This is a genomic window from Crenothrix sp. (assembly GCF_043729335.1).
Classification (GTDB): Bacteria; Pseudomonadota; Gammaproteobacteria; order Methylococcales; family Methylomonadaceae; genus Crenothrix.
The window spans coordinates 1-12,852 of record NZ_JAYTLQ010000028.1 but is presented as its reverse complement, the minus strand read 5'-3'; the positions used below and the strand labels follow the sequence as shown (position 1 = coordinate 12,852).

Annotated in this window: 7 protein-coding genes; 3 read left to right on the top strand and 4 right to left on the bottom strand. The window is 45.1% G+C overall.

All coding sequences use genetic code 11. The features are described from left to right. Positions 1 to 16 precede the first annotated feature (16 nt). From ACHZC4_RS06840 to ACHZC4_RS06825, 4 genes are all read right to left on the bottom strand, one after another. Positions 17 to 1,147, bottom strand: a complete 1,131-nt coding sequence (locus tag ACHZC4_RS06840) for a GNAT family N-acetyltransferase/peptidase C39 family protein (protein WP_394753083.1) — start codon at positions 1,145 to 1,147, stop codon at positions 17 to 19. Further along, positions 1,144 to 2,244 (bottom strand): DUF2817 domain-containing protein, encoded by a 1,101-nt coding sequence (locus ACHZC4_RS06835; protein WP_394753082.1) that lies wholly within the window; start codon positions 2,242 to 2,244, stop codon positions 1,144 to 1,146. Before ACHZC4_RS06835 ends, ACHZC4_RS06840 begins: the two co-directional genes overlap by 4 nt. A 2-nt stretch (positions 2,245 to 2,246) precedes the next feature. Further along, positions 2,247 to 3,920 (bottom strand): formate--tetrahydrofolate ligase, encoded by a 1,674-nt coding sequence (locus tag ACHZC4_RS06830; protein WP_394753081.1) that lies wholly within the window; start codon positions 3,918 to 3,920, stop codon positions 2,247 to 2,249. A 75-nt stretch (positions 3,921 to 3,995) separates the two neighbouring features. After that, positions 3,996 to 4,718 (bottom strand): TSUP family transporter, encoded by a 723-nt coding sequence (locus ACHZC4_RS06825; protein WP_394753080.1) that lies wholly within the window; start codon positions 4,716 to 4,718, stop codon positions 3,996 to 3,998. A 739-nt stretch (positions 4,719 to 5,457) separates the two neighbouring features. Between ACHZC4_RS06825 and wecB the strand changes: the two genes are divergently transcribed. The 3 genes from wecB to ACHZC4_RS06810 all read left to right on the top strand — a co-directional run. After that, positions 5,458 to 6,603, top strand: a complete 1,146-nt coding sequence (wecB, locus tag ACHZC4_RS06820) for a non-hydrolyzing UDP-N-acetylglucosamine 2-epimerase (RefSeq protein WP_394753079.1) — start codon at positions 5,458 to 5,460, stop codon at positions 6,601 to 6,603. Then, complete coding sequence (wecC, locus tag ACHZC4_RS06815) at positions 6,590 to 7,858, top strand: UDP-N-acetyl-D-mannosamine dehydrogenase (RefSeq protein WP_394753078.1); 1,269 nt, start codon at positions 6,590 to 6,592, stop codon at positions 7,856 to 7,858. The genes wecB and wecC overlap by 14 nt, the downstream gene beginning before the upstream one ends. 425 nt (positions 7,859 to 8,283) lie before the next feature. Then, positions 8,284 to 12,852 (top strand): cadherin-like domain-containing protein (locus tag ACHZC4_RS06810; protein WP_394753077.1); only part of this gene is annotated, 4,569 nt, incomplete at its 3' end.

The window sequence follows — 12,852 nt, the reverse complement described above, 5'->3', positions numbered from 1 at the left end:
ATGCGCTTCTTTTAGCTCAGCTCTCTGAAACCTTATTAGCCTTTTTTGACTCCGGCAAAACAATAACGGCTGTTCGCAATCTGTTTTTACCAAAACACGACATCCTGTCAAAATCCTCACGCGCCACCGGAATAAACTGGCAATCGAGTTCATTTTGACGGCCTTCTTCAGGATCAGAGTCGTGCATGTACAGGCAATCATCATCAAAACCACTCATCACTACCCAATGTGGGGCTTTTTTTCTATCCAAAGAAAATGTACTAATTAAGATCAGAGGAATGGCACCGGCTTTAAAAGCAGCAATCAAATCATTTTGAGTGATGTTGGCATAATGTATAGGAATACCCTGCTCTGCCGCTTCGCGCTTAAAACACGCATCAACCAGTTCAACAACCTGTTTTTTTTCATCATTGCGTACCCCATCAATAAACAAGGTATCAGTTTTATTAATCCAGACTTTTACTTGAAAACCACGTCGCTTAGCTGCTAACGCCAAACCTATCGGATGACACCCCCCATGCCCTGAGGTCATAAAAATAGTGGTCGCTTCTCGCCATAAATTAATTTCTTCTTCGCGGGACGGGTGATATTGTCTATCAAGACCGTGCATGGCCATCATTAAAGCCGCCGGCCCACAAGTAAACGGCGTGGTTTGTTTTAGCCAATGGACAGACCGATGTTGCAGCACATCGGCAAAATAGCGAATACGCTTTTGGTAACGCAAAGCATCTTTATGGTCTTCATAATAGCCCCGGTAAATACCAAATTTTTGAAATCCCAAGCCTTCATACAACTGAATTGCAGCGATATTATCGATGCTCACCTCAAGGCGCAAATACAATCTACCACCCTCACTGGCGGCTTTTTCACCCGCTATTATCAGCTGCTTGGCTATGCCCTGCCCTCTAAATACCTGCAATATTGCCAGCGAATAAACTCGCGCCAATCGCGTGCCAGGATGATAGATAACCAGAATATAACCGACAATTTGCTGAGCAAGTTCCGCTACCAGTAAAGCGCAATGTTCTGTGGTCAACCAGTGACGAAAGCTGCGGCGGCTGAGTTTATCCGTCTCAAAACTGCTATTTTCCAGCACAAGCAAATCATCAATATCGTCCAGATGCGCCGGACGAATCAAAGCTGTCATACAATTAAGCCTCGTAACGCTTGGGTGATAACTTGCCGTGAGCGAAACAACACCATTTCTTGCCAAGCCGTATCATTTGGGCAAAAATGCTGACGCATTAATAAGCTGTGCGCTTCTTTCGCTTGTGGGTTATCAGATTGCGCCCATAACTGATGGTCGCGTAGCAAAACATCAAATAATTGGTCAGTGCTGTAAGTGCCAAACTCCAGGGTAATATAACAACTGTGGTCATTCATAATGGCATGCCACAAATAATCTTGTAGGCCGGTTTTGGCGACCGAACTGGAGGTGCCCAGCGCGGGCAACGTTACAGAATCACCGTACCAAAGCTGCGCCATCTGTGTAGCTGGGCTTTCTGGCGCATGGTCACATATAATTTCACCGTAACCATAAGCACCTAAACCACTGTGTAAATCAATGACAGCGAGATTACGTTCTGCTAAATTATAATGCTGGATAAGTTCCTCGACCACCAAGCGGCCATGCGCGGGCTTTGCACCCCCGTAAAAAGGGCCGCTAGGATCGTGATATTGCCCGCCACTGATGGCTTTTTCAAAGGCGACTCGGCCATGATGTTGTTCAAATACTTTAAATAATTGCGTTCTTTCAGTTTTATCTTCTAAAAATAAGGCTGACCGAAGTGCATCATAATCGGGGTTTTCCGGCAGGGGCTTGGGAAAATCAACCGCATTACGGTTAAGATCAACGCCATCTTCATCACAGCGCCTTTGCCAGGCATAACCCCACGGCGTTAAAGCGTGAATGACCAACACCGCAACATCCGGTGGTAACGTGAGACACTGTGATCTCAATAACCGCAAAAAATCGATTTCTATTGCACTACCCGCATAGCCTTCAATACCGTGGGTTCCGGCAATTAACACCAGTACATTTTTGGCATCACTCGCACCTATCCATACGCTATCGGTAATCAGTGCCTGGCCATCGGGGGTTGTACCGGCACAGGCAAACGCTCTGCTGTGCTTAGGCAAAGTTAAGCGTTCAACTTGGGTTAACCAGTGCTGCCTGCCTAGTACGTAACTTGCCGGGAAAACCCCGGTGTAAATTTCAGCTACGGGCAATACAATAGAAAACATAATTAAAACAATCCAGTTATTTTGCCAGTATCATCAATATCAATGCGTTCAGCGGCGGGATATTTGGGCAAACCCGGCATGGTCATCATGTCGCCTGCAATAGCAACGATAAAGCCCGCGCCATTGGCCAATCTCACTTCACTGATTTCAATGGTATGGCCAGACGGTGCGCCTTTTAAACCTGGATTGGTAGAAAATGACATTTGTGTTTTAGCAATACACACCGGAAACTTGCCATAATTTTCATCCCAGGTATTAAGTTGGGCTTTAATTTTGGCACTGGCAGAAATCCCTGAGGCGCCGTAAAGTTTAGTGGCTATGGTTTCAATCTTGTCCCAGGCGCTGAGATTTTCATCATAGACAAAAGTACAGCCAGGTTCACGGTGATCGACGATATTGATGACTTCCTGCGCCAGGCTTTCTGCACCCGCGCTGCCCTGCGCCCAGTGTTTTGAAACCACACACCTGGCTCCTAAAACAGCACATTTAGCCTGCAACAGCTCAAGTTCGACTTCGGTATCAAAGGTAAAATGATTAACACACACCACACACGGTAAGCCGTAATGCTGGGTGATGTTGTTATAGTGGCGCTCCAGATTTTCAAAGCCTTTTTCCAGCGCGGCCAAATTTTCTTGATTCAAATCATCTTTGTTCACGCCGCCATGAAACTTTAACGCACGTATGGTAGCCACTAACACCACAGCAGAGGGTTTTAAGTCAGCCATGCGGCATTTAATATCAATGAATTTTTCCGCGCCTAAATCAGCGCCAAAGCCCGCTTCTGTAATGACATAATCGGCTAATTTTAACGCCGTTTTAGTGGCGGTCACCGTATTACAACCATGCGCAATATTGGCAAATGGCCCGCCGTGAATAATAGCAATATTATTTTCCAGGGTTTGCACCAGGTTCGGTTTAATCGCATCTTTTAGCAGCGCCGCCATTGCACCTTGTGCGTGCAAATCACTGGCGTAAACCGGGGTTATTTTATCCGATTTATAACCGATGACGATTTTACCCAGACGGTCTTTAAGATCAACACGGCTGGTAGCCAAACATAAAATTGCCATTACTTCCGAAGCGACAACAATATCATAACCGTCTTCGCGCAGATAACCATTAGCGGCTCCGCCCAACCCTACAATAATGTGGCGTAAAGCACGGTCGTTCATGTCGACCACACGTTTCCATTGGATGCGCCGTGGATCAATATCCAAGGCATTGCCATGATGAATATGGTTGTCAATTAGCGCTGCCAGCAGATTATGTGCCACGCCAATGGCGTGAAAATCACCGGTAAAATGCAGATTAATATCTTCCATCGGCACAACTTGCGAATAGCCCCCGCCTGCCGCCCCACCTTTCATGCCAAAACACGGCCCTAAAGAAGGCTCGCGTAAACACATGATGGCTTTTTTACCCATGCGATTTAGAGCATCGCCCAAGCCTACGGTAGTGGTGGTTTTACCTTCTCCCGCTGGCGTAGGACTAATGGCGGTCACCAGAATGAGTTTTCCATCGGGTTTATCCGCCAAACTAGCGACATATTCCAAGGAAAGTTTGGCCTTGTAGTGGCCAAAAGGATCTAAGTGCTCAGCATCAATGCCGTAGTGTTCTTTGACTAAACCGATAATCGGCTGCATTTTTGCTTTTTGGGCAATTTCAATATCAGACATCGTATCCTGGAAGTTGATAAGTTATAATAAAATAATAAACAAATTGACTGTTTGTGTGAATAGAGTAACGCTTTTTTATAATGATTTTATGATCAGCAAAATCCCCGATATAAATAAAAACACCGCAAATAATTTACTGTATTTGTCGTTATCAATCTGGTTGTACAGCATTTCTTCAGTTAATAAAAACATAATAGTTCCTACTTGCATCAAGCTGATTTTGTCAAAGTAAGACACGGTAAATTCACTGCCGACCCACAATAAAGTAAGCAGTTGACATAACGCAACGGTCGCATAACTTGCAGCAGCAGTTACACGGGTTTTATTTTTAGGATAGTGTTTGCTGTAAATAATGACGGTTAGCAACGAACCGCCTAAATTACTGATGCCATGAACTATCCCCATGACCATTAAATACACTCGCTCGTATTTAACTATCGACTGTACCTTATGCTCAATAAATACTGAAATACTTTTTAAAGCCACAAAAATCAACAAGACACCAATGACGGGAGTAACGTTAATTTTAACCGACGTGACCAACGCTAGAAAAATAACCACTAATGGCACACTGTAAATGAGTATGTTTTTATAAAAACCTACATCAAGTTCGCGATGATGCCTAAGTACTTGTAAGGTATTAATGGAGATGGAAATAGGCAGCAATACACCCAAGGCTTCAACAAAATCATATCCCAACAATAGTAATATCGGGGTACCAAACAATAATACGCCCACACCAAAAATGGATTGAATAACGGATACCGCTATAACGGTAAGTAAAATATCAACGGGCATCGTCTGTCTCGTTAGTGTTTTGTTCTAAATGACTGGATTAGACAAAACGATTTTTAGTAGGAAAGGTGTGCTAAATCATGACTTCAAAAGAAGCATCACAGATGAGTGAGTCAGCATAATAAGCCAATACTGCTGTTTAAATACTGGCATGAGCAGTAACAAGTTAATATTAATCATGTAATGGTGTCGATTGTAAGGCAATTCTTGTGTTGAGTGCTACCACCAGACAACTTTAGGTATAGACCATTAACGGATGCGCTTTTGCTTAACGTATCTCAGTCGACAGCAAACTACCGCCTCTAAAGCTCCTCTTGCTATTAGGCTTAAAGGAAAATTCTAGAAATGGCACACATACAGGATTATTCAAAATCTATAGATCGTATAAATCTTTAAAAAAGCCCAGTCTTCTATCGCGTTGCGCTGGCCACATCTGTTGATGATATTCTAAAAATATAAAACACCTGTAAATATGACCTTAATACACTATGCTTCTGTGCAAAGAACCTTCAGCAAATATCGACAACTTAACCAGATTGAATTAAGCTTTGGTAATGGCTGCATCATCTGACGCAGCCATGATGCCTAAACCTGCAATACCCGCTTGGCTAGGAGGGCTAGTACTCGCAAAAATAGGGATATAAAACCCGACTATTCCGACGTTAACTTAATAAAACGGCTGTGAATCCAGCTGGCGTAAGTTATTTGTCAAAAATTTACTACACATATAATACATAGACTTATGAAAATACTCACCGTATTTGGAACGCGACCGGAAGCGATTAAAATGGCTCCGTTAGTTAAATTGCTGGCTGAACAGCCAGAATTTGATAGCCGCGTCTGCGTAACGGCACAACATAGACAAATGCTGGATCAAGTTTTAGAGCTATTTGATATCAAACCAGATTATGATCTTAACATCATGAAGCCCGGACAAACATTATCGGGTATCACCACTGAAATTTTAAACCGCATAGAACCTGTATTGGTTGAATTCAAACCTGATCTGGTACTGGTGCACGGCGACACTTCCACCACGTTTTGCACCACCTTGGCGGCATTTTATCAGCGTATTGCGGTTGGCCATGTAGAAGCAGGGTTGCGTACTGGCAATATTTATTCGCCGTGGCCGGAAGAGGCCAATCGCAAACTGACCGGTGCGCTTGCACAGCTGCACTTTGCACCGACTTTGCAATCACAGTCCAATTTACTCAAAGAAGCTATTCCTGCAAATAACATACACGTAACCGGCAACACCGTTATTGATGCCCTGCTGTGGGTAAAAGCCAAGCTTGAGGCTGATAATACGGTCAGTCAGGCACTGCATAAGAACTTTCCGTTCCTGCGTGATGGCGCTCGCTTAGTACTGATTACCGGCCACCGGCGCGAAAACTTTGGCGATGGCTTTGAGCAGATCTGCATGGCTATTAAAGGCTTGGCGCTTGATTTTCCGAATGTGGATTTCCTGTACCCCGTGCATTTAAACCCGAATGTCTTGGAACCTGTTAACCGCATTCTACAGGATGTGACTAACGTGCATTTGATTGAGCCGCAAGATTACCTGCCGTTTATTTATTTAATGACCCGCGCTACTATTATACTTACCGATTCCGGTGGTATTCAGGAAGAAGCGCCCTCATTAGGTAAACCGGTTCTGGTGATGCGCACTACGACAGAACGCCCCGAAGCCATTAGCGCAGGCACGGTGAAGTTAGTCGGCACCGATGCTGCCGTTATCACCGAAGCGGTGACTGAACTGTTAACCAACCCCGATGAATATAACCGCATGAGCTTTGCCCATAACCCTTATGGCGATGGCAAAGCCTGTGAACGTATTGTCGCTATTATTAAAAACGATAACAAAAAGAGCCACTATGCAAGCGTCTAGTATTACCACCGCCTCCGTTATTGGTCTTGGCTACATTGGACTGCCAACTGCCGCCATGTTTGCCTCCCGCAAAATTAAGGTGATTGGTGTCGATGTTAACCAGCACGCGGTAGATACCATTAATCAAGGCAAAATCCATATTGTTGAGCCGGAGCTGGACATGATTGTCCATGCCGCCGTTACCCAAGGTTATTTACGGGCAACAACAAAACCGGAACCCGCCGATGTTTTTCTCATAGCGGTGCCTACGCCATTCATGGGCGATCATTCACCTGATTTAACTTACGTAAAAGCCGCCGTTGAATCCATTGCGCCGGTATTAAAAAAGGGCGATATTGTTATTTTAGAGTCCACTTCGCCCGTAGGTACCACAGAAAAAATGCTGGCGTGGCTAACGATAGCCCGCCCGGATTTACGTTTGCCTGTAGACAATGCCGTTGATGTCGATATTAATATTGCTTATTGTCCTGAGCGCGTATTACCTGGCCATGTGGTACGTGAACTAGTGGAAAATGATCGTATTATTGGTGGCCTGAGCGCTGCATGTTCTCAAAAAGCGGCAGATGTTTACCGCATTTTTGTTAAAGGCAAATTACTGATTAGCAATGCCCGCACCGCAGAAATGTGCAAACTCACCGAAAATGCCTTCCGTGATGTCAATATTGCCTTTGCCAATGAGCTGTCGCTGATTTGCGATAAACTTGATATTAATCCGTGGGAACTCATTAAGCTGGCTAATCACCACCCACGGGTCAATGTCTTGCAGCCTGGTTGTGGTGTTGGTGGCCATTGTATCGCGGTTGATCCTTGGTTTATTGTCGATAAAACACCGGATGAAGCCAGAATAATCCGTACTGCCCGTGAAGTTAACGACCATAAACCCACCTGGGTGCTTAACAAAATACACACTGCGGTTGCGGCTTTAACAACCACTGGCATTGAAGAATCGACTATTAAAGTGGCTATTTTAGGGTTGGCCTTCAAACCTAATATTGACGATTTACGCGAGAGCCCTGCCCTGCACATTGCCAAGCAGTTTGCTGAAACGACGCAGGTACAGTTATTGCTGGTAGAGCCCAATATTAAAATCTTACCGGACGTCTTGGCCGACCATAAACTTGTGCTGTTAAGTGATGCCATTGCGCAAGCAGATGTTGTGGTATTTTTGGTCAATCACCGGGAATTTTCCGGTATTAAAACGCTACTCAATCCTCATGTACACTTGGTTGATGCGATAGGTATTGATTTTATTTAAACCTCGTTCTAAAAAAATTACCCCTGTTTTTCCAATACCGAACTTAAACAGATAGCGCTTTCTCTTCTCAGAAGGCGCTTTTGCCATCTTCTATTCAGTTTCCTTGATTTTCCCTTCAAATCACACGCTTTATTTTAGTTATTACAAAAGCTTAGCGATGACGTCAGAACACGATTTTATTATTGAGTTTTGACATTACTTTACAAACAAACAAGCCATAAAGCAAAACTTTGCTGTTGTCTAGTTAATTTGTATGGCGTCCATTTGCCAATCCATCAGAAATTGCCCGCAAATATTAGAAAAATATTTTCATACAGACCACAAAATCAAAATTGCTGTACTAAGCTTCCAATAGTTTATTAGCTTTATTGGTTTATCGATCGAGCTGATACCAATTATTATCTAACTCATAAAGGGAAATCATCATGGTAGCACTAAATACAAATCCAACAGGCGCAGCAGACCTTTTGTTAGCAGCGGGTACAGAAGATTTTAATTACACCATTACTGCAGCTGATTTATTGCACGGTTTTAGTGATGCAGAACAAGGTACTAATCTATTTATTGACAACCTGTCTGCAAGCACGGGTACCGTGTTAAACAATAATGACGGCACATGGACATTTGTCCCTTATGCAAACATTAACGGCACTGTAAACTTAACTTATGACGTAATTGACGGCCAAGGCGGTAGCGTTGGAGGCGCACAAAGCTTTACCATAACCGCAGTAAATGACTCCCCAGTCGCTGCAGCAAACCCAGTATTGCCTAATGCTACAGAAGACACGCCTTACAGTATTCTTGCTTTTGATTTATTGAAAAACTTTACTGATGTAGACAGCAATGCCTTATCCGTTGTAGGTTTAACAACTAACCATGGCACACTTACCGCTGTTCCTGGTGGTTGGACATTCCAACCTGCGCTAAATTACAACGGCCCGGTTGTTTTAAATTATAGCGTAACCGATGGCAGTACCGGCATTACTCCAACCACACAAAGTTTTAATGTAACCCCAGTTAATGATGCGCCTGTAGGCCCCGCAACGGCTGTATTAGCAGCCGGTACAGAGGACACTCCTTACACCATCTTGACTTCAGCTTTATTACAAGGTATTAGCGACGTTGAAAATGACACATTTTCAATCGACACTGTAGTGGCTAGCCACGGCAGCGTAATAGCTGCTATTACGGGAGGTTGGACCTATACACCCGACCTTAATTATAACGGCCCAGTTCAACTGACCTATAACGTAACGGATATCCATGGCGCTAGCACCGAGATTACACAAAACTTTAGCTTAGCTGCGGTAAATGATGCGCCAACAGCCGCAGGTCTAACTATTTCGGTTGATGAAGATAGCACCTACATATTTTCAGCTGCTGATTTCGGTTATGCTGATATTGACGAAGATGCGATGGTTAGTGTCAAAATCACTGCCATGCCTAGTTCTGGTTTGTTAGAATTTGATGGAACGGCTGTTACTTTAAACCAAGTCGTACTGGCTGGTGATATTAATTTATTAACCTTTACCCCTGATTTAAACACGAATGGACTAGCCAATAGCGGTTTCAGCTTCACGGTCAATGACGGCGAGCTAAACAGTGCGCCTTCTGCCATTACCTTTGATGTTAGCGCCGTGAATGATGCCCCTAAAGGCGCAGACAAAACCATTGCCGTTCTTGAAGATAATATCTACACCTTTACATCCGCTGACTTTGGTTATACTGATGTTGAAGCCAGTCCTATGGTCAGTGTTAAAATCACGACCTTGCCCCCATCTGGTTTTTTAGAATTTGATGGTGAGCCAGTCATTTTAAACCAAATCATTTCGACTGCCGAAATTGCTTTATTAACCTTCACCCCAGTCCTAAATACTAACGGAGTAGAAAACAGTGGATTTGGCTTTACAGTTAATGATGGAGAGCTAAACAGCGCAGCTTCTGCCATCACCTTTGATGTCACTGCTGTAAATGATGCACCTACCGCTGAAAATAAATCCATTACCGTCCCTGAAGATAATACTTATAACTTCACAGCAGCTGACTTTGGTTATGATGATATTGAAGCCAATCCTATGGTCAGTATCAAAATCACTGTCTTACCAGAATCGGGTTCATTGCAATTAGAGGGTGCGGTTGTTACCTTAAACCAAGTCATTCTTGCTGCCGATATTGCTCTGCTAACTTTCACTCCAGCTTTAAACACTAATGGAGCAGAAAACAGCGCTTTTAGCTTTACCGTTAATGACGGCGAATTAAGCAGTACTGCTTCAGTCATTAATTTTAATGTTGAAGCCGTAAATGATGCCCCTACAGGCGCAGACAAAGCCATCACTGTTCTTGAAGATAACACCTACACATTCACAGCGGCCGATTTCGGTTATGCTGATTTGGAAGGCGTTGCTATGGCTAGCGTGCAAATCACTACCTTGCCGAGCTCTGGTTTGTTAGTATGGGATGGAGACCCAGTCACTTTAAACCAGGTAATTGATGCTAGCGATATTCAGTATCTAACTTTCACCCCAGCTTTAAATGCGAATGGACTAGCCAACAGCGGCTTTGGCTTTACGGTTAACGACGGCAATTCATATAGCACCGCTTCTGCAATTACCTTTAATGTCACACCTGTAAATGATCCTACCACCGGTGCAGCCACTTTTGTGTTTGCCCCTGGTATAGAAGATCATACTTACATTATTCATCTTACTGACTTAGTACAAGGCTTTAGTGATGCTGACACCAATTCCTTATCAGTATCAAATCTGACAGCCACTGACGGTACATTATTCAACAATAACAATGGCACCTGGACATTTACACCCAATGCTAATTACAACGGCGCAGTAGCGTTAACCTATAACGTATTTGATGGTAGTAATGTCGGTGGCAATAGCATTGCGGCAACGCGGAGCTTTAGCTTAACGGCAGTCAATGACACCCCAACAGGCACAGCATCTGCTGCAATGATAAGCGGCACAGAAGACGCTGCCTATACCATTCTTGCCAATACCTTATTACAAGGTTTTAATGATGCGGATGGCGATGCGTTAACAGTGTCTAATCTAACTGCCAGCCACGGCACGCTTGTGCCTATAGTAGGTGGCTGGATATTTACACCCGCCGCTAATTACAGCGGTGCAGTAGCTTTAACGTATAACGTAATTGATGACAATGGCGGTAGTATTCCTGCCACACAAAGCTTTAGCTTAGCCGCACAGAATGACGGCGGCCCAGTTATTACATCAAGCACAACAGGCACTGTGGCAGAAAATTCAGCCACTAGCACGGTAATCTACACAGCCACTTCAACTGATGTGGATGAAGGTGATACAGCTACTTATAGCTTTAAAACAGGGTTGGGTGATGATGCGTCTCTGCTAACTATCAACGCTATCACCGGTGAAGTAACTCTGAAAGCGCCTGCTAACTTTGAAGCCAAAGCCAGCTACAGCTTTACCGTAGTCAGCACCGATGCCGGTGGTTTAAGCGCCGAACAAGCCGTAGTTGCGACAGTGACAGATGTGAATGAAGCACCCGTAATCACCTCCGGCACAACCGGTTCGGTCGCTGAAAATGCAGCTGTCAGTACGGTTATTTACACGGCTACTGCAACGGATGTAGATGCCGGTGATACCCGCACTTACAGCTTTAAAACCGTGGCCGGTGATGATGCGCCGCTATTGAGCATTGATGCCACTACCGGTGCGGTAACCTTGTTAATCTCCGCTAACCTTGAAGCCAAAGCCAGCTACAGCTTTACCGTGGTCAGCACCGATGCCGGTGGTTTGAGCGCAGAACAAGCCGTAGTGGCGACAGTCACCAATGTCAACGAAGGTTTAGCCATCACTTCAGGTACTACCGGTAGCATTGCTGAAAACGCCGCTATTAGCACGGTCATCTACACCGCCACTGCAACGGATGTGGATGCCGGTGATACCCGCACTTACAGCTTTAAAACCGTGGCCGGTGATGATACGTCGATGTTGAGCATTGATGCCGCTACCGGTGCAGTAACCTTGTTAAATCCTGCTAACTTTGAAGCCAAAGACAGCTACAGCTTTACCGTGGTCAGCACCGATGCCGGTGGTTTGAGCGCAGAACAAGCCGTGGTTGCGACAGTGACCAATGTCAACGAAGCGCCAGTGATCACCTCCGGCACAACCGGTTCAGTCGCTGAAAATGCAGCCATCAGCACGGTCATTTACACGGCTACTGCAACGGATGTGGATGCAAATGACACGGCGACCTACAGCCTCAAAGCGGGTGAAGATGACTCAGCGTTACTGAGCATTGATGCCGTGACTGGCGCTGTGACACTGAAAGACTCCACTAACTTTGAAGCCAAAGACAGCTACAGCTTTACCGTGGTCAGCACCGATGCCGGTGGTTTGAGCGCAGAACAAGCCGTAGTGGCGACAGTGACCGATGTGAATGAAGCGCCAGTAATCACCTCCAGTACCACCGGTTCGGTGGCTGAAAATGCACCTGTCAGCACCGTCATCTACACCGTAACTTCAGAAGATATGGATGACAACGACACGGCGACCTACAGCCTCAAAGCGGGTGAAGATGACTCAGCGTTACTGAACATTGATGCCGTGACTGGTGCGGTGACACTGAAAGACTCCGCCAACTTTGAAGCTAAAGACAGCTACAGCTTTACCGTGGTCAGCACCGATGCCGGTGGTTTAAGCGCAGAACAAGCCGTAGTGGCGACAGTCACCAATGTCAACGAAGCGCCGATGATGACTTCCGCTACCACCGGTTCAGTCGCTGAAAATGCGCCTGTCAGCACAATCATCTATACCGCCACGGCAACAGATGTAGATGCTGGTGATACCCGCACTTACAGCTTTAAAACCGTACCCGGTGATGATGCGCCGCTGTTGAGCATTGATGCCGCTACCGGTGCAGTAATCTTGTTAAGTTCCGCTAACTTTGAAGCTAAAGCCAGCTACAGCTTTACCGTGGTCAGCACCGATGCCGGTGGTTTG